The sequence below is a fragment of the Myxococcales bacterium genome (assembly GCA_016712525.1).
GTDB lineage: Bacteria > Myxococcota_A > Polyangia > Polyangiales > Polyangiaceae > JAAFHV01.
Genome location: JADJQX010000007.1, coordinates 1,630,138 through 1,654,335, shown reverse-complemented (window position 1 = coordinate 1,654,335; position 24,198 = coordinate 1,630,138). Strand labels below are relative to the sequence as shown.

The 24,198-nt window shown below is 69.2% G+C and carries 25 protein-coding genes; 16 read left to right on the top strand and 9 right to left on the bottom strand.

Features of this window, described 5'->3' with window-relative positions; all coding sequences use genetic code 11:
* Positions 1–9 precede the first annotated feature (9 nt).
* Positions 10–609, top strand: coding sequence for a polysaccharide export protein (locus tag IPK71_24115; GenBank protein ID MBK8216823.1), 600 nt, complete (start codon positions 10–12; stop codon positions 607–609).
* Between the two features lie 64 nt (positions 610–673).
* Complete coding sequence (locus IPK71_24110; GenBank protein ID MBK8216822.1) at positions 674–1,678, top strand: asparaginase; 1,005 nt, start codon at positions 674–676, stop codon at positions 1,676–1,678.
* A gap of 34 nt (positions 1,679–1,712) precedes the next feature.
* Here the strand turns inward: IPK71_24110 and IPK71_24105 are convergent, their stop codons facing one another.
* Together IPK71_24105 and IPK71_24100 are read right to left on the bottom strand one after the other, a co-directional pair.
* Positions 1,713–2,600, bottom strand: coding sequence for a hypothetical protein (locus tag IPK71_24105; protein MBK8216821.1), 888 nt, complete (start codon positions 2,598–2,600; stop codon positions 1,713–1,715).
* A gap of 322 nt (positions 2,601–2,922) precedes the next feature.
* Positions 2,923–3,315: an NUDIX domain-containing protein gene (locus IPK71_24100; GenBank protein MBK8216820.1), complete on the bottom strand. Its 393-nt coding sequence runs from the start codon at positions 3,313–3,315 to the stop codon at positions 2,923–2,925.
* Between the two features lie 47 nt (positions 3,316–3,362).
* Between IPK71_24100 and IPK71_24095 the strand changes: the two genes are divergently transcribed.
* From IPK71_24095 to IPK71_24085, 3 genes are read left to right on the top strand one after another with little or no spacing between them, the layout of a single operon-like run.
* Positions 3,363–4,529: a hypothetical protein gene (locus IPK71_24095; protein ID MBK8216819.1), complete on the top strand. Its 1,167-nt coding sequence runs from the start codon at positions 3,363–3,365 to the stop codon at positions 4,527–4,529.
* Positions 4,526–5,173, top strand: a complete 648-nt coding sequence (gene thiE, locus IPK71_24090) for a thiamine phosphate synthase (GenBank protein MBK8216818.1) — start codon at positions 4,526–4,528, stop codon at positions 5,171–5,173. Before IPK71_24095 ends, thiE begins: the two co-directional genes overlap by 4 nt.
* Entirely contained in the window at positions 5,170–5,868 is a 699-nt protein-coding gene (locus tag IPK71_24085) for a hypothetical protein (GenBank protein ID MBK8216817.1), read from the top strand. Before thiE ends, IPK71_24085 begins: the two co-directional genes overlap by 4 nt.
* A gap of 25 nt (positions 5,869–5,893) precedes the next feature.
* Here the strand turns inward: IPK71_24085 and IPK71_24080 are convergent, their stop codons facing one another.
* From IPK71_24080 to IPK71_24070, 3 genes are all read right to left on the bottom strand, one after another.
* Positions 5,894–6,898: a DNA polymerase III subunit delta' gene (locus IPK71_24080; GenBank protein MBK8216816.1), complete on the bottom strand. Its 1,005-nt coding sequence runs from the start codon at positions 6,896–6,898 to the stop codon at positions 5,894–5,896.
* Between the two features lie 61 nt (positions 6,899–6,959).
* Positions 6,960–7,739 carry an enoyl-CoA hydratase/isomerase family protein gene (locus IPK71_24075; protein ID MBK8216815.1) on the bottom strand — a complete coding sequence of 260 codons (780 nt, stop codon included), beginning with the start codon at positions 7,737–7,739 and terminating at the stop codon, positions 6,960–6,962.
* 12 nt (positions 7,740–7,751) lie between these two features.
* Positions 7,752–8,633, bottom strand: coding sequence for a 3-hydroxybutyryl-CoA dehydrogenase (locus tag IPK71_24070; GenBank protein ID MBK8216814.1), 882 nt, complete (start codon positions 8,631–8,633; stop codon positions 7,752–7,754).
* A gap of 101 nt (positions 8,634–8,734) precedes the next feature.
* Here IPK71_24070 and IPK71_24065 point away from each other — a divergent pair, with 101 nt between their 5' ends.
* The 11 genes from IPK71_24065 (at position 8,735) to IPK71_24015 (ending at position 19,805) form a co-directional block, all read left to right on the top strand.
* Positions 8,735–9,574, top strand: a complete 840-nt coding sequence (locus IPK71_24065) for a tetratricopeptide repeat protein (protein ID MBK8216813.1) — start codon at positions 8,735–8,737, stop codon at positions 9,572–9,574.
* Between the two features lie 59 nt (positions 9,575–9,633).
* Positions 9,634–9,876: a hypothetical protein gene (locus tag IPK71_24060; protein MBK8216812.1), complete on the top strand. Its 243-nt coding sequence runs from the start codon at positions 9,634–9,636 to the stop codon at positions 9,874–9,876.
* Positions 9,873–10,955, top strand: coding sequence for an S-methyl-5-thioribose-1-phosphate isomerase (gene mtnA, locus IPK71_24055; protein ID MBK8216811.1), 1,083 nt, complete (start codon positions 9,873–9,875; stop codon positions 10,953–10,955). Before IPK71_24060 ends, mtnA begins: the two co-directional genes overlap by 4 nt.
* 72 nt (positions 10,956–11,027) lie before the next feature.
* Positions 11,028–11,936 carry a hypothetical protein gene (locus tag IPK71_24050; protein ID MBK8216810.1) on the top strand — a complete coding sequence of 303 codons (909 nt, stop codon included), beginning with the start codon at positions 11,028–11,030 and terminating at the stop codon, positions 11,934–11,936.
* A gap of 42 nt (positions 11,937–11,978) precedes the next feature.
* Positions 11,979–13,019: a lipoyl synthase gene (lipA, locus tag IPK71_24045; GenBank protein ID MBK8216809.1), complete on the top strand. Its 1,041-nt coding sequence runs from the start codon at positions 11,979–11,981 to the stop codon at positions 13,017–13,019.
* Positions 13,020–13,196: 177 nt separating this feature from the next.
* Complete coding sequence (locus IPK71_24040) at positions 13,197–14,927, top strand: peptidase S8 (GenBank protein ID MBK8216808.1); 1,731 nt, start codon at positions 13,197–13,199, stop codon at positions 14,925–14,927.
* 156 nt (positions 14,928–15,083) lie between these two features.
* The gene (locus tag IPK71_24035; protein MBK8216807.1) at positions 15,084–16,199 is read left to right on the top strand and encodes a DUF444 family protein; all 1,116 of its coding nucleotides are present in this window, start codon (positions 15,084–15,086) and stop codon (positions 16,197–16,199) included.
* A 45-nt stretch (positions 16,200–16,244) separates the two neighbouring features.
* On the top strand, positions 16,245–17,810 hold the full coding sequence (locus tag IPK71_24030; GenBank protein ID MBK8216806.1) for a SpoVR family protein: 1,566 nt from the start codon (positions 16,245–16,247) through the stop codon (positions 17,808–17,810).
* The gene (locus tag IPK71_24025; GenBank protein MBK8216805.1) at positions 17,807–18,244 is read left to right on the top strand and encodes a hypothetical protein; all 438 of its coding nucleotides are present in this window, start codon (positions 17,807–17,809) and stop codon (positions 18,242–18,244) included. Before IPK71_24030 ends, IPK71_24025 begins: the two co-directional genes overlap by 4 nt.
* Complete coding sequence (locus IPK71_24020) at positions 18,241–19,410, top strand: tetratricopeptide repeat protein (GenBank protein ID MBK8216804.1); 1,170 nt, start codon at positions 18,241–18,243, stop codon at positions 19,408–19,410. The genes IPK71_24025 and IPK71_24020 overlap by 4 nt, the downstream gene beginning before the upstream one ends.
* A gap of 161 nt (positions 19,411–19,571) precedes the next feature.
* On the top strand, positions 19,572–19,805 hold the full coding sequence (locus IPK71_24015; protein ID MBK8216803.1) for a cold shock domain-containing protein: 234 nt from the start codon (positions 19,572–19,574) through the stop codon (positions 19,803–19,805).
* A 76-nt stretch (positions 19,806–19,881) separates the two neighbouring features.
* On the opposite strand, the gene IPK71_24010 is transcribed toward IPK71_24015, so the two are convergent.
* From IPK71_24010 to IPK71_23995, 4 genes are read right to left on the bottom strand one after another with little or no spacing between them, the layout of a single operon-like run.
* Complete coding sequence (locus IPK71_24010; GenBank protein ID MBK8216802.1) at positions 19,882–20,796, bottom strand: metallophosphoesterase; 915 nt, start codon at positions 20,794–20,796, stop codon at positions 19,882–19,884.
* 49 nt (positions 20,797–20,845) lie between these two features.
* A complete protein-coding gene (locus IPK71_24005) occupies positions 20,846–21,787 on the bottom strand; it encodes an SUMF1/EgtB/PvdO family nonheme iron enzyme (GenBank protein MBK8216801.1) in 942 nt (313 codons plus the stop codon).
* A 56-nt stretch (positions 21,788–21,843) separates the two neighbouring features.
* Complete coding sequence (locus IPK71_24000; GenBank protein MBK8216800.1) at positions 21,844–23,202, bottom strand: 2-oxo acid dehydrogenase subunit E2; 1,359 nt, start codon at positions 23,200–23,202, stop codon at positions 21,844–21,846.
* A 4-nt stretch (positions 23,203–23,206) separates the two neighbouring features.
* Positions 23,207–24,193, bottom strand: coding sequence for a pyruvate dehydrogenase complex E1 component subunit beta (locus tag IPK71_23995; GenBank protein ID MBK8216799.1), 987 nt, complete (start codon positions 24,191–24,193; stop codon positions 23,207–23,209).
* Positions 24,194–24,198: the final 5 nt, after the last annotated feature.

The window sequence follows — 24,198 nt, the reverse complement described above, 5'->3', positions numbered from 1 at the left end:
AGCACGCGCATGAATCGCCTGTTCTTCCCGAGGCTCGTCCTGGCCATGGCGCTGGGGCTCACCGCGTGCGGGTCGTATCCGCCCCTCCCCACGAACCTCCCCCGCGCGCTGCCGAGCACCACCGTCGGTCCGGGCGACGTGTTCGAGGTGCACGTGATGGGGGAGCCGAACCTACCGAAAGAGTATCGGGTGAACCCCGATGGCTCGATCGACTTTCCGTACGTCGCTCGCCTCGTCGTGCAGAACCTCGAGCCTCAGGACATCTCGTCGCTCATCCGGCGAAAGCTGCAAGAGGGTAAGATCCTCAACGATCCGCAGGTTTCGGTCTCGGTCAAGCAGTACAACTCGAAGAAGATCGCGGTGATCGGGCAGGTGACCAAACCTGGGAGTGTCCCCTACACGGACTCGCTCCGGCTGGTCGACGCTCTTTCCCAGGCGGGGTGGTTCACGCCCCTCGCGGCGAGCAATCACATCCTCCTCACGCGCCTCACGAAGGACGGGGGCAGCGTCACCGTGGAGCTCTCCGTCGACGCCATCACCGACGGAAAACGGCCCGACATCCCCCTCCAGGCCGGAGACACCATCAAGGTCCCGGAGAAGGTCTTCTAGCGCCCGCTTTGCGAGCGGGCCCACCCCGAGGCGATCGAATGCGGTCCGTTGTCCGGTGCGCGACGTGAAGAAGGTCCTCGTGCTGCTCACGGGGGGCACGCTGCTCATGTCGTCGAGCCACGACGGGCGGTACTCGCTCGAGCAAGCGTTCGCGCGCGATCTCGTGGCCGAGGTGCCCGCGCTCGCACGTATCGCGGAGCTCGACGCGAGGCTCGTGTTCGCGATGGACTCGGCGAACATGCAGCCAGGCGACTGGCAGGTGCTCGCGCGAGAGGTGCACGCGGCGGTCGCATCGGGCTCCTACGATGGGGTCGTCGTCGTTCACGGGACGGACACGATGGCGTACTCGGCGAGCGCGCTCGCCCTCATGCTCGGGCCGCTCCCGTGCCCCGTGGTCTTCACGGGGGCGCAGCGTCCGCTCGCCGAGGCGCGCTCCGATGCCGCGCAGAACCTGGTCGACGCGGCGATCGTGGCCTCGCTGGCCGTACCCGAGGTCGTCGTCGCGTTCGGGTCGAGGGGCCTCCGCGGTTGCCGTGCGACCAAACGCGACGCGTGGGACTACGACGCCTTCGATTCTCCGAACGAAGCCCCCCTCGTGAAGCTCGGCATCGGGGTCGAGGTGGCCTCGCACGTTCGCGCCGCGGGGCCGCTCATGCCTCTCGACGATCGCCTTGAGCCGTCCGTGCTCGCGGTGCGTGTCTTTCCGGGGCTCGACCCGCGGCTCGTGACGGGCGCCGTCCGCGCGGGAGTACGCGGCCTGGTGCTCGAAGCGTACGGGACGGGGACCCTCCCCTGCGCCGACGGGAGCCTCATCCCTGCCATCCGAGAGGCGACCTCGCGCGACGTCCCGGTCGTCGTCGTGTCCCAGTGCCTCCGCGGGCACGTCGACCTCACGCGGTACGAGGGGGCCGTGCGTACGGCCGAGGCCGGGGCCATGTCGGGCTTCGACATGACCGTCGAGGCCGCCATCGCGAAGCTCATGATCGGTCTCGGCCGCTTCGGCACGGGCCCTGCGCTCCGCGCGTACTTCGCCGAGTCGGTCGTCGGAGAGCTGCGCGGCGAATCCTGACGCGTCGCCCGGAACGCCACTCTCGGACGGACCTTCAGCGGCAGTCGACGAGCTCGGGAGGCATGCCCGGAGGGTTCGGCTGCGTGAAGATGCCGCCGGGGAGGGGCGGGTTCCAGACGACCTCGTCGTAGCGGAAGAGCACGTCGGCCTTGGACGGCGGCACCTCGAGGTGGATCGTCCGCGGAAGCTCGGCGGTGCAGACCGGGCCGGACGGGGCGATGTTCTCGCCCGGGAGGCCGTCGGGGTCTTCCCAAGCCTTGGCCATCGGGGCGGGCGCGTGGTCGTCGAGCTCGGCGCGGAAGACCGTGCCGTCGTACTGATCGACGCGGACCCCGAGGAGGCGGAGCCGCTGGGCGCTCCACGGCTTGGCGAGATCGGCGGGGTGCACGCCGATCGTGATCTCTTCGCGGGCGCTCCGCGTCCCTTGTATCGACACGACGTAGTGCCCCGAGGAGCTCCACGCGATCGTGGCCGCCCCGGCCGGGTGGGTGAGCTCTGGGGGCAGACCGCGGAGGAGGCCGATGAGCACGTGGCCCGGGAGGGGTACCCCCGTGAGCCGCGCGATGTTGCAGGGCGCCGCGGGGCCGTGGAGGAAGCGCTTCTCGCGCATGTCGTAGAGGGAGAACTGCTTGCCGTCGCTCGCCAGGGTGGCGAGCGTGGCGCCGAAGGGGCTCACGGCGTCCATCCGAAGGCTCTCGGGGGCGACGGCGTACAGCATCAGCTCGCCACGCACGCGCCCTTCCTTGCCGAAGTGATCGATCGCGGCCTTGGCGCGGACGCCGCTTCCGCAGGCCTGGGTCTCGGCGAGCCGCCTTATCGCGGCGTCGCCGGTGGGGATCGGAGACGCCGGGGCGGCGACCGAGAAGAGCCCGCAGCCTGGGAGCACGAGCAGCCCGAGCAGGGCGAGCGCAGGGCGAATCATGAGGCCCTCTATAGCAGCGCCCGCGTCGTCCTGGGCATCACGCTGACGTGCCGCTCGGAGGCGGTCGTTCGTGCGCGCGCCACCGGCCATGACGCACCCGTGTCCGGAAATCGGACAACCAAAAGGTCTGAGTTGTCAACGGATGGTGACACGGGTGGCATCCGAAACGGGGAAAACCACCCCCATCCGAGTGGCACCCCGAGTGCATTGATGGAACGCGTGTTTAACGAATTTGACGCAAGGAGTCTGACCATGGCGACGCAAGGCGGCGGCTCGTTCTGAGCCGGTAGACGAGAGGGTTCGGCCGGCTCCTCGCGGGAGATCACCGGCGTCTTCGCCACACCGACGCGACGAGCTCGGTGAGGCCAGGTGTGGTGGGGAGCTCCGCGAGGGCTTCGATGGGAACGAAGCGGGCGACGTCGGCGTCGCTGCCAGCGCGCGGCTCGGCTCGGCCTACGTGGCCGAAGAGCACGAGGACGCGGTACTCGCCGGCGAGCGTGGTGGCCAAAGGTTCGAGGGGCGGGGCCAGGATCCCCGTCTCTTCCCGGAGCTCGCGCGCGGCGCCGACCTCGGGAGCTTCGCCGTCGGCGAGGCGACCTCCGGGGAGCGAATAGGCCCCCGCGTACGGGGCCCGGGTGCGCCTCACGACGAGCACGTGACCGTCCTCTCGCAGGATCAGGCACGAGACGGCGGACGAGGGGCGGGCGCTCTCCATGCTCGTGCGAGTATGCCGTCGTGTCGCTCGCCGTGGTAGGAGGCGCCATGGCCTTCTTGTCGCTCGTCCGGCCGCTCGAAGAGAGCCACGCCGACGTCCTTCGAGCCCTCGCGAAGCGGCACGGTTTCCCGAGCGTCGACGAGCCCGGCAAGCTCGGTCCTGCCGTGTCGGTGCTGTCGGCCCTCTACAATGGCCTCTCCGGGGGCGCCGTCGCGCTCGACGCTCGGGCTCACCTCGGCGCGCGGCTCGGGTTCTCTTTCCCGCGTGACGTGCCGAAGGGCGCCGCGGCGGTGCGCGAGCTCGTAGGCACGGGGCTCCTCGCCCTGCGCGGCGAGAAGCTCCGCGTGCTCGACGTGGGCTCCGGCCTCGGCGCGATGTCGTTCGGCGTTCTGCGCGCCCTCGAAGCGGCGGGCCAAACGGGCGAGATCGACGCGACCTTCGTCGACGCCGACGCGCGAGCGCTCTCCCTCGCCAGGGAGCTCGCCGGGGCGACCACCGATGGCGCCGTGCGGCTCAACGTAACCACGCGCGCGGAGCCTCTGGGCGCGAAGCTCCCGCCCGGTCCGTTCGACCTCGTGATCGCGGGGCAGGTGCTCTCGGAGCTCGACGAGCACGCCGCTCCGGAGGGCCGGGTGACGCTGCATGCTGCGCTGGTCGAGCGGCTCCTCGGTCACGTCTCACCGACGGGAGCGCTCGTCTTGGTGGAGCCCGCCCTCCGGGATCGCGCCCGTCACCTCCACGCCGTGCGCGACGCCGTCGTCGCCCAAGGGCGGACGCCGTTCGCGCCGTGTCTCCACTCCGCGGCGTGCCCGGCGCGTCTCCGCGACGACGACTGGTGCCACGAGGATCTCCCTGTCGATCTGCCGCCGTGGCTCGTCCCGGTCGCGCGCGCGGCGGGCCTCCGCCACGAGGGCCTCTCGCTCGCGTACCTCGTGCTCCGTCCCGATGGGAGGTCCCTCGCGACCCTCATGCCCTCCGTTCGCCTGAGGGCCGTGTCGTCGCTCCTCCGCTCGAAGGGAAAGGAAGAGATCTTCGCCTGTGGCACGTTCGACGGCGAGCCCGCGAAGCGCCGGCTGAGGCGGCTCGACCGGCACGCATCCGAGGCCAATGCCGCGTGGAGCTCGCTCGCGCGGGGCGATCTGTTCGATGCCGGGCCGCTCGACGGCGAGCGACTCTCCGAGGCGGCCCACGTGCGCATCGTCGAGGCGCCGTGAAGCGGGGCCTCTACGCCATCGTGGACGAGTCCACCTGCCGCGCTCGCGGCATCGCCCCATGCGACGTGGCCAGGGCCGCCCTCGACGAGGGCGCCTCGGCGATCCAGCTCCGCGCCAAGGCGCAGGATGGCGCGGCGATGCTGGCCCTTTCCCAAGAAATCCAATCGCTTTCGAGGGGTTACGGCGTTCCGTTCTTCGTGAACGACAGGCTCGACGTCGCCGCGCTCGTCGGCGCGGGGCTGCACGTCGGACAGTCCGATTTGCCGGTCGCGTCGGCGCGTCGCCTCGTGCCGGCGATCGCGGTCGGCGTGAGCACCCACACCCCCGACGAGCTCGCGTCGGCCCTCGCGAACGCCCCCACGTACGTCGCGTACGGACCGGTCTTCCCGACGTCGTCCAAGGCGAACCCGGATCCCGTCGTCGGCCTCGACGCCCTCGGCCGGACGGTCGAGGGGGCCGGAGCGATCCCTGTGGTCGCGATCGGGGGCATCTCGGTCGAGCGAGCCAGGGAGGTCTTCGCGCGCGGCGCAACCCTCGTCGCCGTGATCGCGGGCCTCTTCCCGAGCGGCGCTCACGAGCGACCCACCATTTCCAGCGTGGCCGAGCGCGCGCGCGCGTATCATCGTGCTTCGAGGCTCCTATGATCGTCACGTTCGTCGTCTCGACCACGCTCGTCCTCGGCGGTATGGCGCTCGGCCGCATGATCGCGCGGAGCCTCGTGCCTCGCCGCGACGGTGATCCGGCGGACGAGAAGGACGAAGCCAAGACGGGCGCCGAGAAGAAAGGGGCGGAGACGAAGGATGCCCCGCGCGCCGCGCCCCCCGCGAGCGCACCGTCGGCAGCGGCATCCGAAGGTGATGCTCTCGACGGCTTCCCGTGCCAGCTCGGTGACGTCCTGACTCGCCCGGGCGGAGACGAGGCGTGGCTCGCGGGCGGCGTCGTCTTCTCCGAGGACGTCCCCGTGGCGGTGTTGTTCATCGCCCCCGACGCCGGCCACGATCGCGCCATCTACGTTCGGCGCGAGCCCGAAGCCGCCTTTCTGTGGATGAAACCGGTCGAGGAGCGCTCGTTCGTCGCGGCTCAAGAGCCCCCGTCGGCGATCGAGCACGAAGGGGTCCGCTTCGAGCGGCGCCGCCGGCTCCCGCTCCGCGCGAAGCGCATCGGCACCGGCGCGCCCGACCTCGGCGACGAGGTCCTCCTCGCGGAGTACGTCTCGCCCGGAACCGAGCGCATGATCGTGGTGCATCACGGGGGCCGCGCCCGAGCGTTTCACGGAGACCGGCTCGAGCCCGGCATGGTCGACGTGCTCCCGTCGGGGCGGACTACGTTGGACGCGTAGCGCGGCTCCGGCCTCCGCGCCTCGCTTAGGCGCTCGTCGCACGTAGGCCGAGCACGAGGCCTTCGACGACGAGCTGCGGAGAGCCGTTCGCGGCGAGCTTCCGAATGGCGGCCTCGACGAGCGAGAACGAGCGCGCGTCCCGCTCGGCCTCCGCGAGCTCTCCGCGGAGCGCGAGGTCGCGGGCGGTCTCCGCGAACGAGCGCGAGAGACCGGCGAGCAGCGCGGGGAGCTCGGATTTCCCCTTTTTTCCCTCCTCGGCGAGCGCGTAGCCGAGCCCCGCGTCCTTCGCGTCTTGCGCCTCCCTCATGCGAGAGACGAAGGCCTCGATCTCGGTGTGGGCCTCGGCGTCGGTGAGCTCGAGCGCCGTGGCGATGCTCCCCCCGGCGACCAGCGCGACACGCTTGGCGGTCGCGGCGTCCACGCCACGGCGACCGAGCACCGCCTCGACGTCGGCCGTAGGCAGGGGCCCGAAGCGGAGCGCCAAGGTGCGTGAGCGAATGGTCGACAGCAGCGCCGCTTTGCGCGCCGTCATGAGCACGAAATGGGTGCGCGAGAGCGGCTCCTCGAGCGTCTTCAGGAGAGCGTTCGCGGCCGAGGTCGAGAGCTCGTCCGCGCGCCGCACCACGAAGACCTTCGCCCGCCCCTCGTGGGGCGGAAACGCCGCGCGAGCGAGCACGAGGGTGCGCACCTGGTCGATCGAAATCTCTTTTGATTCCGGAGATTTGCGGCCGATTTGGGCGGGCTCGTAGAGGCCCCGCTCGAGCACGACGACGTCGGGATGCACGGGCAACCCCGCCTCGCCCCGCGGCACCGCTCGCTCGCACGCGCTGCACGCCCCGCACGCGTCGCCCGAAGGTCTCGGGCTCGAGCATACGAGGGCTTGGGCGAGCCCGAACGCGCACGTCTCCTTGCCCACCCCGTGCGGCCCCTCGAAGAGGTACGCGTGGTGGGTCTTTCCGAGCGCGAGCCCGCGGCGCAGTGTCGCCAGAGCGACGGGCTGGCCGAGGACGGTGTCGAGGATCGCTGCCATGGCTTTTCGAAAGGTACGACGAAGGGCGCGACGAGCGAAGGAGCGCGGCGCGCCCCATCGTTCACGCCCCGGTGAAGGTCGCCTTGCGCTTCTCGAGGAACGCCTTCATGCCTTCCCGTTGATCGAGCGAGCCGAAGAGCGCCGAGAACGCTTGCGCCTCGAGCTCGTTCGCGACGGCGAGGGGCACGTCCTCTCCGCGGTACACGAGCCGCTTGGCTTGCGCGATCGCGAGCGGGCCCTTCGCCTCGATCTTCTTCGCCACGTCACGCACCTTCGCGAGCAGCTCGCCCGCGGGCACGACGGCGTTGACGAGACCGATGCGGAGCGCCTCGTTCGCGTCGAGGGTGTCTCCTGTGTAGACGAGCTCGCGCGCGCGGCCGATGCCGACGCGCCTCGTGAGGCGCTGGGTGCCGCCGAAACCAGGGATGACCCCGAGGTTCACCTCGGGCTGACCGAACTTGGCTTTCTCGCTCGCGTAGACGAAGTCGCATGCGAGGGCGAGCTCGCACCCTCCGCCGAGGGCGAAGCCGTTCACGGCCGCGATCACCGGAAAATGAGCCCGTTCGAGGCGCTCGCCCACCGAGTGACCCAGATCGGCGAAGGCCTTGGCGGCCGTGGTGCTCATCTCGGACATGGCGGCGATGTCTGCGCCCGCGACGAAGGCCTTCTCGCCCGCGCCGGTGAGGACGACCACTCGCACGGACATGTCGGCGTCGAGCTCGGCGATCGCGTCGTGGAGGGCGCGCACGAGGGCCTCGTTCAACGCGTTGAGCTTCTCGGGTCGGTTCATGGTGAGCACGACGGTGCCGCCGTCGCGCTCGCGGAGAAGAATGTCGCTCATCGTGATGCTCCCTTAGACCGCGCGGCCCGACTTCTGGCCTTTTTCGTCGTACACGTAGAACCCCTTGCCCGCCTTTTTGCCGAGCCAGCCCGCCGCGACGAGGTTGCGAAGCAGGGTGGGCGCGCGGTACTTCGAGTCGCCGAGATCGCGATGGAGCACGTCGGCGATGGCGAGCACCGTGTCGAGCCCGATGAGGTCCGAGAGCTCGAGCGGGCCCATCGGGTGGTTCAGGCCGAGCTTCACGCCCTTGTCGATGTCCTCCGGGGTACCGACGCCCTCTTGGAGGGTGAAACAAGCCTCGACCAGCATGGGGATCAAGATGCGGTTCACGAGGAAGCCGGGGGCGTCTTGGCTCACCGTGCACGTCTTGCCCATCTTCTCGGCGGACGCCTTCACGGCGGCGAGCGTGTCCTCCGAGGTCTGAACCGCGAGAACGATCTCGACGAGCTTCATGAGGGGAGGGGGGTTCATGAAATGCATGCCCACGACGAGCTCGGGGCGCTTGGTCTGGCCCGCGAGCTTCGTGAGCGAGATGCTCGACGTGTTGCTCGCGAGGATGGCGCCCGGCTTCATCGCGTCGTCGCAGGCCTTCATGAGCTTGATTTTGAGGTCGACGTTCTCGGTGGCCGCCTCGACCACGAGCTCGCAGCCGCCGAAGCCTTGAGGGCCGTCGACGGGGGTGATGCGCCCGACGATGCCGTCGGCGACCTCTTTCGTGAGCTTCCCTTTTTCGACCTGCTTGCCGAGGATGCTCGCGATTTTGGCCTTTCCCTTCTCGGCGAGGGCGAGGCTCGCGTCGGCGAGCACCACGTCGTAGCCAGCGGTCGCCGCCACCTGCGCGATGCCCCCGCCCATCTGTCCTGCTCCCAGCACGCCGATCGTTCGAATCTCCATCATGTCTCCTCGCGCCTCGTGCCTCGCGATCGCCGCGAGGCCGGCGCTGGACATAGCAAAGATCCGCCGCGTCTTCTGCGTTCGGTGTAGATCGCCGGGCGGTGTCCTCGAAGGTGGTCTCGAGCCTCGTGTTGGTCGTGTCGATGGCGGTCACCGGGCTCGCGTGCGTCCCGCGTGGGGTCCTGGGCGAGGCCGAGGCCGCCGTGCGCCGCGACGACTATCCGAAGGCCGCCGCGCTCCTCGAGACCCACCTTCACACACATCCGGAGGACGTGCCCGCCCGGGCCCTCCTCGTGAGGGTCCTCGCGCTCTCGTCGCGGCTCGATCTCGCGCGGCGCGAATGCGAGATCTTGGCGCGCTACCTCCCGCCCGGGAGCCCACGGCCCGCGATCGAGCTCGGTCACGCGTACGAGCTGTCTCACGACTACGAACGCGCGCTCGCCTCGTACGACGATGCGGCCCGCATGGCGCCCGCTTTGCCCGATGGTCCGCGGATAGGTGGGCTCAGGGCGGCGCGCTGGGGCGAGGCCGAAATGGCCGTCCCTAGGCTCGAGGAGGCCGTGCGACGCGGCGCGAACGACGCCGAGACGCTCCACGCTCTCGGCCTCGCGCGCATGCACCTCGGGCGGCTCGACGAGGCGGAGAGCGCCTACCGCACGGCCACGCGCCTCCACCCCGACGCGACCGACGCCTGGCTCGGGCTCGCCACCGTCGCGCTCGTGAGAAAGGACCACGCGGCGGCCCTGGTCGCGTACGAACGGTTGGTCGCTCTTCGTCCGACGTCCCCCGACGCCTCGCTCGGGCGGGCCTATGCGTTGGCACGCCTCGGACGCACCGCCGAGGCGCGCCGTGAGCTCGACCGCGCCGAGAAGCTCGGTGCCAAACCTGCGAACCTGGCGAAGCAGCGGGCGTGGCTCGATTCGTCCGAGGCGAGCCGGTGAGACGCACCCGCGCGAGAGAACGCGGGAACGTGGGAGGACGATTTGATATCGTCGCGTCGATGTCCTCGCTGCCTCCGGACCTCGCCACAGCCCTCGACGACGTCGAGCGTTCCCTGAAAAACCCTGGTGTCGCGGGCGATCTGGCCTCGGGCGGCGTCAACGTGTCGCTCGCTCTCGTCGCCCTGCACGGGCTCCGCGCGTACGTCTCGGGTCGCTCGGCCGAGGCCGCCGAGGACCTCGCGACGGCCGCCGAAGAGATCACGACGCGCCACCGCCGCGCGAGCACGGAGAAGCCCTCGTGAGCGATCTCGACTCCTGGGACTCGCCGAGCTACGCGGCCGTCTCTTTCCCCTCCGGCGGGCGCGTCGCGAAGGTGCTCGATCAGCTGCGATTGCCGTGGTCCGAGACGTACGTCACCGTTGGCTCGTGGCAGGAGATGGCCGACGCGATCGCCACCATGAAGGTGCGCGGGGCGCCCGCGATCGGCGTCGCCGCGGCCTACGGCATGGTGCTCGCTGCCATCGCCTCGACCGCCCCGGCCGACGGTTTCCTCTCGGCCATGCGCCTCGCCGGCGAGGGGCTCGTCCGCACGCGCCCGACCGCGGTGAACCTCGCGTGGGCCGTGGAGGTCATGCTCCGTCACGCCGAGCGCGTCGCCTCCGAGGAGCCCTCGCGGAGAGCCTCGTCGTGCCTCGAGCGCGCCCGCGCGATCCACTCGGAGGACATCGCGGCGTGCAAGGCCATGGGGGCGGCCGCCGTCGCGCTCTTCCCCGACGAGGGCACGGTCCTCACGCATTGCAACGCGGGGGCCCTCGCGACCGGCGGGTACGGCACCGCGCTCGGGCTCCTTCGCGCGGCACGAGAGCACGGAAAGAAGCTCAAGGTGCTCGCCTCCGAGACACGTCCCTTCCTCCAGGGCGCGCGCCTCACCGCCTGGGAGCTCCATCGGGACGGCTTCGACGTCTCGCTCGTGACCGACAACATGGTCGGATACCTCTTGGCTCGGGGCGACGTGTCTCGGATCGTCGTGGGCGCCGATCGGGTGGCCCGGAACGGCGACGTCGCGAACAAAATCGGCACGTACGGCCTCGCGTGCCTCGCCCACATGCACGGCGTCCCGCTCATCGTGGCCGCCCCGACCAGCACGGTCGATCTGGCGACACCTACAGGTGCACACATTCCGATCGAGCAACGCAACCCGCGCGAGGTCCTCGAGCTCTCCCTGCCCGGAGGGGCGGTCGCGATCGCTCCCGATGGGGTGTCCGCCTTGAACCCCTCGTTCGACGTGACGCCGGCGGCATACGTGTCGGCGCTCGTGACCGAGCGGGGGGTGGTCTCGCCCGTCGACGAAGCGAGCGTCGTTCGCCTCATGGCGAGGTAGCCGCGCAGGACGTGCGCGAATGGGGGAGCCGCCCGGGGGGACACGCGGTATGCTGACCCCATCGGAGGGCCCATGAAGGTTCGCCTGCTTTTTCTTGCGGTGCTCGTAGGGGCTTGTTCGTCCACACCCCAGGTCGATCCGGGAGACCTCGACGGGGGCGCCGCTTCCGAAGGCGGGCTCCTCCCCGGCGAAGGTGGCCTCGTGGGGGACGGAGGCGTTCCGCCCGCGACCGGGTGCGACGAGTCGACGCGGCTCGTGCACGTGGTCACCGAGGAGCGCGGCTTCTACCGGTTCAAACCCGACACCGCGACCCTCGAGCTCGTCGGGTTCCTCACCTGCGAGAAGAGCGGCGCGATGCCGACGTCGATGGCGATCGACCGCGCCGGCACAGCCTGGGTGCTCTACAGCGACGAGACCTTGTGGAAGGTCGACATCCACGACGCCTCCTGCAAGCCGACCAACTACGTCACGGGGCAGGGGAACTTCGTGAAGTTCGGCATGGGCTTCTCGACGAACAGCAACGGCGGCTCGACCGAGGCGCTCTTCTTGAGCGATCACTTCGGAAAGGGCCTCGCCTCGCTCGATCCTCGCACGCTCGTCGTCAAACCCGTGGGCCCGTACACGGGCGACCTTCGCGGCACCACGAGCGAGCTCACCGGAACCGGCGATGGCAAGCTCTACGGCTTCTTCGTCACGAGCCCGGCCAAGATCGCCGAAATCTCCAAGGGAACCGCGGAGATCCAGAACGCGAAAGAGCTCACCGGGGTCTACCCCGGGAACGCGTGGGCCTTCGCGTTTTGGGGAGGGGACTTTTTCCTCTTCACCAACGCAAGCGGCCCCATCCCGCGTACCGAAGGTGGCAGCGACATCACCCGCTACCGCCCTCAGGACGGCTCGATCGTGAAGCTCAAGGAGAAGATCGGGGTGAAGGTCGTCGGCGCCGGCGTGTCCACGTGCGCGCCGGTGGCCGCGCCCAAGTGACCGGGCTTGCATCGGGCGGAGCCTGACGCTAACGACGCCTCCGTGAGCAACGCACCGCGCTTCGCGCCCAAGCCCGCATGGTTGAAGGTTCGTGCCCCCGGGGGCGAGACCTACGGGAACCTCAAACAGACCTTCCGCGAGCTCGACCTCCACACCGTCTGCGAAGAGGCGCGCTGCCCGAACGTGGGCGAGTGCTGGTCCGAGGGCACGGCGACCGTCATGTTGCTCGGGGACGTGTGCACGCGCGGCTGCCGGTTCTGCGCCGTCACGACGGGAGACCCGCGCGGCGCGGTGGACGTCCGCGAGCCCGAGCACGTGGCGCGGGCCATCTCGAAGCTCGGGCTGCAATACGTGGTGCTCACGATGGTCGACCGCGACGACCTGCTCGACGGTGGCGCGTCGCACGTCGGCCGCACCGTGTCGCGGCTCCGTGAGCTCCGCCCCGACCTCCTCGTCGAGACGCTCCTCGGCGATTTCGGCGGCAACACGGACTACGTCGACGTCACCGTGGACGCCCACCCGCACGTGTGGGCCCACAACGTCGAGGTCGTGCGCCGCCTCCAGCGCACCGTGCGCGACGTTCGCTGCGGGTACGACAAATCGCTCGCCGTCCTCAAGCGCGCGAAGGATCGCAAGCCCGAGATCCTCACGAAGAGCTCCATCATGGTCGGCATCGGCGAGACCGACGACGAGGTGCTCGAGACCATGGCCGACCTGCGCGCCGCGGGCGTCGACATCGTCACGCTCGGGCAGTACCTGCGCCCTACGCCCAAACACCTCGGAGTCGACCGCTTCGTCACCCCCGAGACCTTCGAGCGCTTCGCCGACGAGGGGCGCAGGCTCGGCTTCACGTACGCGGCGAGCGGGCCGCTCGTGCGGAGCAGCTACAAGGCCGCCGAGGTCTTCGTGCGAGGCATCCTTCGCCCGAACGATCCCGAGGCCGCCGAGGCCCTCTTGAAAGAGCGCCTCGCGGTGGCCCAGTCCGCCGCCGAGGCCGCCGGGGGGGCACCGCGCACCGTGAGCGAGCTCGCCGCGCGCACCGCGTCCGATTTGCTGCCGGTGTCGTCGCTCGTGCGACGCTGACGGCCCTGCGCCCAGAATCGGCCCGATTTCCGAGGTTTTTTGACCTTCGACCGGTATTCGCGCGCGCCCGCGGGAGAGGTGGGTGCATGTGCGCGTAGCACACGGCTTTACTCGTGCGCAGAATGGGAAATCATTCGTGGGCGTCGAACGTACTCGGTCGAAGAGAAACGGAGCACCATGCACAAGCTGAGGATCTTGCCCGTCGCCCTGTTGGCGTCCGCGGCGTTGACGGTTTCCACGGCCCACGCCGAGCCGGCGCCCACGTTCACGCCGCTCGACCTCGACGGCCTCTCCACCGACGCCATCGCGGTCGACGTCAAAGACGGCCTCGGTGACGCGGACATCGCGGAGCTCGGGCGCGAGTACGGCATCGACCTCCACGACAACAGCCCCGCCATCAAGGACGACGCGAACATCGCCGTCGCGCACGTGGGCCACGGTCGCGCCGCCGAGCTCCTCGCCCGTCTCCGGAAGGACGCCCGCGTCGAGGTGGCCGAGCCGCTCGGCGAGATGCAGGCGACGTTCACCCCCAACGATCCGAAGTTCGGCGACCAGTGGCACATGTCGAGGGTCGGCGCCGAGCGCGCGTGGGAGGTCTCCTGCGGCTCCGGGGTCACGGTCGCGGTCATCGACACCGGCGTCGCCTGCTACGACGAGGCTGGCTTCACGAAGGGCACCGACCTCGCCGGCACCCGCTGCGTGCCCGGGTACAACTACGTCGAGAAGAACGAGCGCGCCGCCGACGACCACGGCCACGGCACGCACGTGGCCGGCACTATCGCCCAGACCACCAACAACGGTCTCGGCGTCGCTGGCCTCGCGTACTGCGCGCGCATCATGCCCGTGAAGGTGCTCTCCGCGGGTGGCTTCGGGACGACGGCCGACGTGGCCGAGGGCATTCGCTTCGCCGCCGATCACGGCGCTCAAGTCCTGAACCTGTCGCTCGGCGGTCCGATCAAGAGCAAGATCCTCGAGGACGCGGTGAACCACGCCCGCGCGAAGGGGGCGCTCGTGGTCGCCGCTGCGGGCAACTCCGGCAAATCCGTGGGTTATCCGGCCGCGTACCCGGGCGTGCTCGCGGTGAGCGCCACCGACCGCAACGACAAGATCGCGTGGTTCTCGTCGCGCGGGTCCGAGGTGGGCATCGGCGCTCCGGGGGTCGCCGTCACGCAGCAGACCGTGTGCAACAAGGGCAAGGACAAGTGCGAGGTGCTCGGTGTCTTCAACGGCACGAGCATGGCCTCGCCGCACGTCGCGGGGGCCGCGGCCATGGTCGTCGCGACCGGCGTCACCGACCCGGACGCGGTGCGATCGACACTCGAGCGAACGGCCGTCCCGAAGGACGACCCGAAGCTCTTCGGCGCGGGCATCCTCGACGCGGCGAAGGCCACGATGAGCGCGGCCTTCCTCCAACACCTCCTTCCGCGCCTCATGGTGGTGGCCGTGCTGCTCGGGCTCCTCTCGCGCCGCCTCAAGAAGACGGGCGGGGCCCTCGTGACGTCCCCGGGTGCGTGGCTCGGCATCCTCGTCGGTGGCTTCGGCCTCTTCCCGGTGGCGGGGCTCCTTGGCCTCCTCTCGAGGCTCGGGCCGATGCGCCCGGTCGCCGAGGCGCTCCTCACGCACCCGCTCGGCGAGTGGGACATGGCGGTCGACGTCGGGCTCCATAAGTACATGGCCCTCGCGAACGCGCTCCCCGTGCTCGCGGCCTTTGGCCTCTTCTTCGGCGTGAAGACGCTCCGCCCCACGATCGGTGGCTTCGCGCTCGGCACGGCGGCGTTCCTCACCCAGGTGGCCATCTCGGGTGACCAGTTCTTCGTCCTCGGCAACGTGCCGCTCCGCATCTTCGCCGTCGCGAACGCGGCGATCTGCGTGTGGCTCGCACGCGTCGCGCTCGACGAAAAGGCCTGATCGCAGGGGCCTGCCTCCCTCGACGCGCCGCGCACCCTCGGGTGCCGCGGCGCGTTTCGTTTCGAGCGCTCGGCTTCACAAGAAAGAGCGGCGCGCGAAAAAGTCCGGTACGCTTTCGTCATGGGTGGCGTGTGCCGCCCGAGCCCCAGGTCGCGAATGTCCCTCAAGATCGATCAGGATCACTCCCGGTTTCGCAACATCGTCCGCGGGAAGATCCGCGACAACCTGAAGCGCTACATCTCGCAGGGCGAGCTCATCGGCCGGAAGGGCAAAGACCTCGTCTCGATCCCGATCCCGCAGATCGACATCCCTCGCTTTCGCTACGGCGACAAACAGCAGGGGGGCGCCGGCCAGGGCGAAGGGGACCCTGGCGATCCGATGGGCGGCGGGGACGACGGCGACCAGGCGGGAGAGGGCAAGAAGGCCGGAAAAGACGCGGGGGAGCACAGCCTCGAGGTGGACGTGTCGCTCGAGGAGCTCGCGACGATCCTCGGCGAAGAGCTCGCGCTCCCGGACATCCAGAACAAGGGCAAGTCGAAGATCATCGACGCGAAGGACCGGTACACCGGTGTACGACGTGTAGGTCCCGAGTCCCTCCGGCACTTTCGGCGCACGTACCGCGAGGCCCTGAAGCGCCAGATCTCGATGGGCAGCTACGTGCCCGAGCGGCCGCTCGTCGTGCCCATCCCCGACGACAAACGTTACCGGAGCTGGAAGACCGAGGCGGAGCCCGTCGCCAACGCCGTCATCATCTACATGATGGACGTGTCCGGCAGCATGGGCGACGAGCAGAAGGAGATCGTGCGCATCGAGAGCTTCTGGATCGATACGTGGCTCCAGCGGCAATACAAAGGCCTCGAGAGCCGGTTCATCATCCACGACGCCACGGCGCGCGAGGTCGACCGCGACACGTTCTTCCACACGAAGGAGAGCGGCGGCACCATGATCTCGAGCGCGTACAAGCTCTGCGCGCAGCTCATCGACGATCACTACCCGCCGGAGGAGTGGAACATCTACCCGTTCCATTTCTCGGACGGCGACAACTGGTCGATGGACGACACGCTCTCCTGCATGGACATCCTTCGGCAGAAGATCCTGCCTCGGGCGAACATGTTCGCGTACGGCCAGGTCGAGAGCCCCTACGGCTCGGGCCAGTTCGTGAAAGACCTGCGAGAGCACCTCGGCAAGGACGAGCGCGTGGTCACGAGCGAGATCCGGGATCGTGACGCGATCATGCAGAGCATCAAGGACTTTCTCGGCAAGGGAAAGTGACCGGCTTCGGCGCACATCGCCGAAAAAAACGGGTACGCTCGGGGCATGAGCGAGTTCGCGCTGAAGACCGCGCTTCCCCAGTATTTGCGCAGCGAACAAGAGCGAATCGAGAAGATCGCGTCGGCCGCGGGGCTCGACTTCTTCCCGACCGTGTTCGAGATCCTCACCTACGACCAGATGAACGAGATCGCGGCGTACGGGGGCTTCCCGAACCGCTACCCGCACTGGCGCTGGGGCATGGACTACGAGCAGCTCGCGAAGAGCTACGAGTACGGCCTCTCGAAGATCTACGAGATGGTCATCAACAACAACCCCTCGTACGCCTACCTGCTCGAGGGTAACTCGCTCACCGACCAGAAGCTCGTCATGGCGCACGTCTACGCCCACGTCGACTTCTTCAAGAACAACTTCTGCTTCCGCTCGACCGATCTCGACACCGGTGGTCGCACGGCGAACCCGGCGGTGCGCCCCGAGACCTACGATCCGAACCGGCGCTGGATCGACAAGATGGCGAACCACGGGGCGCGCGTGAGGCGGCACGTCGCGAGGCACGGCATCAACAAGGTCGAAGAGTTCATCGATCAGTGCCTCTCGCTCGAGAACCTCATCGACCCGTTCGCGGCCTTCTCCGGTAGGGACACCCCCCCCAAGGACGACGAGGACGACGACGTCGCCGAGGAGGTGCCGCGGCTCAAGTCGAAGGACTACATGGAGTCGTTCATCAACCCGACCGAGTACCTCGAGGAGCAGAAGCAGAAGCGCGCTGCCGCCAAGGAGCGAGCGAAGCGCATGCCGGAGAAACCCCAGCGCGACGTGCTCGGCTTCCTCCTCGAGCACGCGCCGCTCGAGCGCTGGGAGCGCGACGTGCTCGAGGTCATTCGTGAAGAGGCGCTCTACTTCGTGCCTCAAATGCAGACCAAGATCATGAACGAGGGCTGGGCCACGTACTGGCACTCCAAGCTCATGACCGAGAAGATCCTCGATGCCTCCGAGATCATCGACTACGCCGACAACGCGGCGGGCGTGCTCGCGACGAGCGGCGGGCGGCTCAACCCGTACAAGCTCGGCGTCGAGCTCTATCGGAACATCGAGGAGCGCTGGGACAAGGGCCAGTTCGGCAAAGAGTGGGAGGAGTGCGACGATCTCGCCGAGAAGAAGAACTGGAACATGCGGCTCGGCCTCGGCAAAAAGAAGCTCTTCGAGGTGCGCGCGCTCTACAGCGACGTGACCTTCATCGACGAGTTCTTGACGCCCGACTTCGTGCGGGAACAGAAGCTCTTTTCGTTCGGCTGGTCGAACCGGAACGACCGCTACGAGATCGAGTCGCGCGAGTTCCGTGCGGTGAAGGACAAGCTCCTCTTCCAGCTCACGAATGCGGGCAACCCGTTCATCTACGTCGAGGACGCGAACCACGACAACCGCGGTGAGCTCTTGCTCCGCCACGACCACCAGGGCATGGAGCTCCGCGCCGACTACGCGAAGGAAGTGTTGAAGAGCCTGCACCGCGTCTGGAAGCGCCCGGTCCTCATCCAAACCTTGGGCGACGGGAAGGACGTCCACCTTCGGTTCGATGGGCGCGAGCACTCGTCGAAGGCGATCGCGAAGTCATGAGCACGTTCGTGAAGGACCCCTCGCACTGGCTCTTTCGCTTCTCGCCGGAGGAGTGGGTGTTCGCAGGGCTGGGCGAGGCCGAGCGGGCCGCGGAGGCGTACGCCCGAGGGGATGGCCGCGGAGGGCTCGCGCAAGCGCGGCGTGGGGCGGGGATGGCCCTCAATGCCCTCGTGATCCTCGAGCCCGAAAAGGCCTCGGCGTACGGCCGCACCTACATGGAGCATCTTTCTGCACTCCGAGCCGACGGGGCCGCACCCGAGGCCGTGAGGGCCGCTGCGGCGGCGTTGATCGACGCTCCGTCCCCCGGGCAAACGCTCATCGTCCTCCGCGTGAAGGCCTCCCCCGAGCGCCTCGTCGAGGCCGCAAAGGACGTCGTCGCGCATGCGTATGCGCGTGTGGTGCGTGAGAAGGCCGCCGCGGAGAAGGCCTCGTGAGCCGCGTCGCTGCTCTCGGCGTCGGTGCCGTGCTCGTGGCCCTCGTGGCGTGCGACGAGACGCCGCCTCCGAGGGCCCCCGTGCCACCTCCGACCGCAGAGCCGGTCGCGCCGCCCGTCTCGCCCGTGGTCCCTCCCGTGGCCGATGCCGGTCCCGACGCCGCTCCGGTCCCGGCTCCGAAGGCCGAGGTCTACCCCGCGCCCAAGCCGACGACGATCCCCTTGTCTCGCACGGGGGTCGCCGCGCTGGACGCGAAGCTCGCCGAAGGCGACGTGGCGTTCGCGAAGGAAGACTACGCGACGGCCGCCCAGCGGTACTCCGAGGCGGCGCGTGCGTTTCCGCGCCGTGTCGCACCTCTCGTGGGGCTCGCGCGGTGCGACGTAGCCAAGCTCACGCCGAACCTCGATTTCGCGGCGGCGAAGGGCAACGCGAAGGTACGTCAGGCGCTCGCGACGCTCGAGCGTATGGCCAAAGCCGAGCCCGACTACGCCCCCGCATCCGCCGAGGTAGGGCGCACGCTCCTCCTGCTCGGGAGCGCTCCGGAGGCCGTCGAACCGCTGCGGCGGGCCGTGCAGTCGCTCTCCGGGGAGCCCGAGGTCCACTCGGCGCTCGGCGTCGCGCTCTTGGCGTCGGGGAAGGGCGAAGAGGCCGTCGCGTCCCTCCGGCGCGCCGTCGAGCTCGATCCGGGGAGCGCGCCGCGGAGGGGCAACCTCGGCACCGTGCTCTTCATGCGAGGGCGGGTCGAGGACGCCGTCAAGGAATACCAGGCGGCCGTCGCCATCGAGCCGAACGACGCCCACGGGCGCTCGGATCTCGGGACCGCGCTGCTCGCCAAGAACGACTTCCCGGGCGCGATGCGCGAGCTCGAGAAAGCTGTCGCGCTCGATCCGACGCGAGCGACCTACCGCTCGAATCTGGGGTATGCGCTCCAGCTCGAGGGGAAGCTCGCTGACGCGGAGAAGAGCTACCGCGAAGCCATTCGGCTCGACGACAAGCTGGCGAGCGCGTGGATAAACCTCGCCACCGTGCTCGCGAAGGATCCGAAGCGGCGAAAGGAGGCGCGCTCCGCGCTCGAGAAGGCTCGCGCGCTCGATCCCCAAGACCCTCGCGTGACCGCCAACCTCGAGGAGCTCGACGCGCTCGAGAAGGGCGTAAAAATGCCCTGATTTGCGCCGAAATTCGGCGTTTTCGGGCGGCGCCTTGCGTGGAATCTACACGGTGTTCGTGGTTGACCGGCGTGTCCATGGGCGCCTACGGTGCGGCTTCGGCGGGGAGAGTGTTCGACTCTCCGCCGCGCGTGCAAAGTACAGCGCTGTGGAGGCTTTCGATGGCAGTTGGTCGCGTGAAGTGGTTCAACGACGAGAAGGGCTGGGGCTTCATCAAACAAGATGAAGGTCCCGACGTCTTCGTCCACTACTCACAAATCCACGGTGACGGCCGCCGTCGCCTCTTCGAGGACGAGCTCGTCGAGTTCGAGATCAAAGAGGGGCCGAAGGGCCTCCAGGCCGTCAACGTGATGCGCCAAGACGGCGTGGTCGAGGCGCCCCAGGCCACCGCCTGAGACGTTCTGTCGCTCACGACACGGGCTCCCTCCATGCGGACGGGAGCCCGTCGCCTTTGTGGGCGGCGATGTCGCCTTACCAGATGGTCTCCGGGACGGCCCGCTCGGTGAAGCCCGAGGTCGCCTCGTCGAGGACGAAGGCGGTCGTGGTCACGAGCTTCCCGGCGTCGTCGAACGTGTAGAGGTTGTAGCCCGCCATCCGATCCATGTCGTGGTGATGGAGCGACGCGCTCGTGGCTCCGATGACCGTGAGGCCGCCGTGACCCCTGCGCTTGCGCACGACGCGCCGGTGGAGGTGCCCGTGGAGCACGACGGCAGGGTGCGACTCGGCGAGGTCGCGCTCGAGCCCGTCGCCGTCGTGGAGGCCCTCGACGAGCGCCTTCACCCGGGAGCTCGGGGGATAGGTAGGGTGATGTACGAGGACCACCGGGGTTCGCGTGCGCACTTCGGGGTGCAGCAAGATCGCGCGGAGGGCGCGCCGTTGGGCATCTCCGAGGACACCGGCCGCGACGAACGGCGGGCGCGGTACCGCGCTCGAGAGGCCGATGATGGCGAGAGGCCCCCTTAGGCGCACGAAGGGGAACATGCCGCCGGCGAGGGGGAGCGCGAACTCGGGGAGGTCGCTCGAGGTGTGCGCCCCGAAAATGTTCAGGAACGGGCGCAGGCGCTCTTCGAGCACGTAGGTGTCGTGGTTTCCGGGGACGATGCTGACGGCGTCGGCGGGGAGCGACAGCTCGGACGCGAGCAGCTTCGCGCACGCGCGAAACTCGGGCTCGAGCGCGAGGTTCGTGAGATCCCCCGTGACGACGACGTGATCGGGGCGGAGATCGCTTATCGCGCGGAGGACCTTGGCGGCGATCTCCGGCTTGTGGATCGCCTTACGTTTGAAGCGAATGTTCGCGTATCCGAGGAGGCGCTTGTTCGCGTACGCGAGCTTCGGCACACCTCCGAGGTCGAGGACGTGGAGGTCGGAAACGTGAGCGATCTTCACGGCTCCGACCATACTCGACTTCGCCGGGTGGCGGCTCGTGAAACGCGCCTCAGCGCGCCGGCGTGTAGGCGCAACGGAAGCCTACGTCGGGCGCCGGGAGCACGATGGCGGGCTCCCTCGCGGCGCCCCGGAGCATGGGCGGAGGATCGCGGTACGAGCCGCCTCGCACCACGTGGAAGCTCCCCGTCGCGGGCCCCTTCGGATCGATCTCTCGTTTTCCGGAGTAGCCGAAGCCGTCGCCGTCGATCGCGAAGAAGTCGGACGCGAGCTCCGCCACGTTCCCGGCGAGATCGAGGACCCCTTGAGGCGTCGCGCCGTCCGGGAACGACCCCACCTCGGCGAGCCCCACGAAGCCATCGCGCCCGCTCGTGCGATCCGGGGCGAGCGCCCCGTGGTTGGCGAGGTGCGGGTTCCACGTTCGGCCCCACGGATACCGCCGTCCTTCCGGGCCTCGCGCCGCGAGCTCGAGCTCGGCCTCGGTCGGGAGCCTGCCGCCGACGAACGCGCAGTAGGCGCGCGCCCCTTCGAAGGTGACGTGGGTGACGGGGAGGCGAGGCCTCGCGAAACGAAGGTCGGTGCGCGCGAAGGTGGGCGCGGGACAGACCCCGGCGGCGACGCAGCGGTCGAAGGCCTCGACGGTGACCTCCGTGCGATCGAGGTCGTACGGCGAGAGCTCCACCTCGTGGATGTGCCCCTCGAAGCGGAGCATGAACTCCCTCGCGGGGCACTCGTCGCGCAGCATCTCCGCCTCGCATGCGTTCTTCGCGAGCTGCATCTCGAGCGGGGTCGAGCCCATGTTGAACACCCCGCCCGGGATGCGCACGCGCGAGCTCTTGGGGACGTTGAGCACCACGACGTCGCGCGCGGGAGCGGACCCTCGCCCGGCCTCGGGGAGGTCCCTCGGCCAAACGAGCGAGGCATGGGCCGCCGGCGAGAGCGCCAACGTGAGGGCGCAGGCGGCGACCGCCCACGGATGCGAACGCACCGGCATGCGAAGAGCGTAGCAAAGGCGCCTCCCCGAAGGAACGCGCCCCGCTCCGCGCCTCCTCAGCCGGCCAGCACGAGCATCGGGTTCTCGAGGAGCTGACGAAGCTCCGCGAGGAACGCCGCGCCGACGGCTCCGTCGATGACGCGGTGGTCGCACGAGAGCGTCATGCCGAGGCGCTTGCCGGGCGCGAGCGCGCCGTTCTTGACGACCGCCTCGTCACGAACGCGGCCGACCGCCAAGATCGCGCCCTCCGGCGGGTTGATGACCGCCGAGAACGTGTCGATGCCGAACATCCCGAGGTTCGAGATCGAGAACGTCCCGTCGCTCATTTCTTCCGGGCGCAGCTTCTTGGACCGTGCCTTGCGTGCAAGTTCTCGAATCTCTTGGGAAATGGCGAGCACGCTCAGCCGATCGGCGTTGCGCACGACCGGCGTCACGAGGCCGTCGGGCACGGCGACCGCGACGGATACGTCGACGCGCTGATGGAGGAGGATCGCGTCGTCCGAGAACTGGGCGTTGCACTCGGGCACCTTCACGAGGGCGAGCGCGACGGCCTTCACGATGAAGTCGTTGACGCTCACCTTCGCGGGAGCCTCCGCGTCGGCGCCCTTGGGCGCGCTCTTCGCGAGCCTTGCGTTCACCTCTTCGCGGAGCGTGACGAGCGCCTCGGCGTCGACGTCGATCGTCAGGTAGAAGTGCGGGACGTTGCGCTTCGACTCGACGAGCCTCCGGGCGATCGTCTTGCGCATCGGAGAGAGCGCCTTGGACTCGGGGGCCACGAGCGCGTCGGCCTTGGCGACCGCGACGGGGGCCGGGGCCAACGCGGCCGTCTTCGGGGCGGCGTCGAGGTCCTCCGGGAGGACACGCCCGTTTTTTCCGGTCCCGCGGGTCTTCTCGAGGTCGATGCCGCGATCCCGCGCGAGCTTCCTCACGTAGGGCGAGGCGAGGGGATCGCCGGCCTGGGCAGGCTCGTCGTCGGCGTCGTACTCGGTGCGATCGAGGAGCGAGCCCTTTCGAACGAACGGCACCTCGGGGGATGCTTCGACGGCCTTCGGGGCAGTCTTCTCGGGCCCCACCGCCGCGGGCGCCGTGGCAGGTGCAGGGGCGGGCGCCGTGGCAGGTGCAGGGGCGGGCGCCTGGGCGCTCCCCACGCTCGCCTTGAGCGCCGACACGTCCTCGCCGGCGTTCCCGACGATCGCCACGGCTTGGCCGAGCTTCACCTGCGTCCCGGCGGGAACCAGGATCTCGAGCAACGTGCCGCGGTCGAACGCACGAAACTCCATGGTCGCCTTGTCGGTCTCGACCTCGGCGAGGAGGTCGTCGACCTCGATGGAGTCGCCGGCCTTCTTGTGCCAGGCCGACAGGACACCCTCCTCCATCGTGGGGGAGAGCTTGGGCATATCGAGGATCTTCGCCATGATTTCAGCCTCTCCCGCGCGTGACGGCGCGCTTCACGGTGGAGACGATGCGCTCTTTCTGCGGCATCACCTCTTGCTCGAGCTTCGCGTTGTACGGCATGGGCACGTCGAGTGTGGTTACACGTAGGATGGGGGCGTCGAGCCAGTCGAACGCGAGGCGCTGCACACGATCGGAGACCTCCGCGCCGACGCCACCGTAGGGCCAGCCCTCGTGCACGACCACGCAGCGGTGCGTCTTGCGGACCGAGCGCACCACCGTGGCCTCGTCGAGCGGGCGCAGCGAGCGAAGGTCGACGACCTCGCACGAGATGCCCTCTTTTTCGAGCAGCTCGGCGGCCTCGAGCGACACGTGGGTCATGCGCGAGTAGGTCACGATCGTGCAGTCTTTGCCCTCGCGCACCACGTTCGCCTTGCCGATCTCCATGGCGTCGAGGCCGTCCGGGACGTCTCCCTTCACGGAGTAGAGCGTCTCGGATTCCATGAAGAGCACGGGGTTGTCGTCACGGATGGCGGCCTTCATGAGGCCCTTCGCGTCGGCGGGGAACGCGGGCGCCACGACCTTCAATCCGGGGACGTGCGCGTAGAAGTGCTCCATCGCGTGCGAGTGCTGGCTCCCGACCTGCTTCGCGCTCGCGTTCGGCCCGCGGAACACGATCGGGCAGTTGAACTGGCCACCCGACATCTGGCGGACCTTGGCCGCGCTGTTCAGGATCTGATCGAACGCGACGGCCGAGAAATTCCACGTCATGAACTCGATGATCGGACGGAGCCCGACCATCGCGGCGCCGACGCCGATGCCGGCGAACCCTGCCTCGGCGATGGGCGTGTCGATGACGCGCCTCTCTCCGAACTTCTCGAGCATCCCCTCCGACACTTTGTAGGCGCCCTGGTAGTGGCCGACCTCTTCGCCCATGAGAAAGACGCGGTCGTCGCGCTCCATCTCCTCGATCATCGCTTCGCGTAGGGCCTCGCGGTACCTCAAGCTTCGCATAGGTC

Excerpts from the sequence above, each read along its gene's own strand:
- IPK71_24085 (MBK8216817.1), top strand. The coding sequence starts at position 5,170 with ATGATCGTCACGTTCGTCGTCTCGACCACGCTCGTCCTCGGCGGTATG.
- IPK71_24070 (MBK8216814.1), bottom strand. The coding sequence starts at position 8,633 with ATGGAGATTCGAACGATCGGCGTGCTGGGAGCAGGACAGATGGGCGGG.
- IPK71_24015 (MBK8216803.1), top strand. The coding sequence starts at position 19,572 with ATGGCAGTTGGTCGCGTGAAGTGGTTCAACGACGAGAAGGGCTGGGGC.
- IPK71_24105 (MBK8216821.1), bottom strand. The coding sequence starts at position 2,600 with ATGATTCGCCCTGCGCTCGCCCTGCTCGGGCTGCTCGTGCTCCCAGGC.
- IPK71_24060 (MBK8216812.1), top strand. The coding sequence starts at position 9,634 with ATGTCCTCGCTGCCTCCGGACCTCGCCACAGCCCTCGACGACGTCGAG.
- IPK71_24050 (MBK8216810.1), top strand. The coding sequence starts at position 11,028 with ATGAAGGTTCGCCTGCTTTTTCTTGCGGTGCTCGTAGGGGCTTGTTCG.
- IPK71_23995 (MBK8216799.1), bottom strand. The coding sequence starts at position 24,193 with ATGCGAAGCTTGAGGTACCGCGAGGCCCTACGCGAAGCGATGATCGAG.
- IPK71_24000 (MBK8216800.1), bottom strand. The coding sequence starts at position 23,202 with ATGGCGAAGATCCTCGATATGCCCAAGCTCTCCCCCACGATGGAGGAG.
- IPK71_24040 (MBK8216808.1), top strand. The coding sequence starts at position 13,197 with ATGCACAAGCTGAGGATCTTGCCCGTCGCCCTGTTGGCGTCCGCGGCG.
- IPK71_24095 (MBK8216819.1), top strand. The coding sequence starts at position 3,363 with ATGGCCTTCTTGTCGCTCGTCCGGCCGCTCGAAGAGAGCCACGCCGAC.
- IPK71_24075 (MBK8216815.1), bottom strand. The coding sequence starts at position 7,739 with ATGAGCGACATTCTTCTCCGCGAGCGCGACGGCGGCACCGTCGTGCTC.
- IPK71_24035 (MBK8216807.1), top strand. The coding sequence starts at position 15,084 with ATGTCCCTCAAGATCGATCAGGATCACTCCCGGTTTCGCAACATCGTC.
- IPK71_24080 (MBK8216816.1), bottom strand. The coding sequence starts at position 6,898 with ATGGCAGCGATCCTCGACACCGTCCTCGGCCAGCCCGTCGCTCTGGCG.
- IPK71_24030 (MBK8216806.1), top strand. The coding sequence starts at position 16,245 with ATGAGCGAGTTCGCGCTGAAGACCGCGCTTCCCCAGTATTTGCGCAGC.
- IPK71_24025 (MBK8216805.1), top strand. The coding sequence starts at position 17,807 with ATGAGCACGTTCGTGAAGGACCCCTCGCACTGGCTCTTTCGCTTCTCG.
- IPK71_24005 (MBK8216801.1), bottom strand. The coding sequence starts at position 21,787 with ATGCCGGTGCGTTCGCATCCGTGGGCGGTCGCCGCCTGCGCCCTCACG.
- IPK71_24100 (MBK8216820.1), bottom strand. The coding sequence starts at position 3,315 with ATGGAGAGCGCCCGCCCCTCGTCCGCCGTCTCGTGCCTGATCCTGCGA.
- IPK71_24115 (MBK8216823.1), top strand. The coding sequence starts at position 10 with ATGAATCGCCTGTTCTTCCCGAGGCTCGTCCTGGCCATGGCGCTGGGG.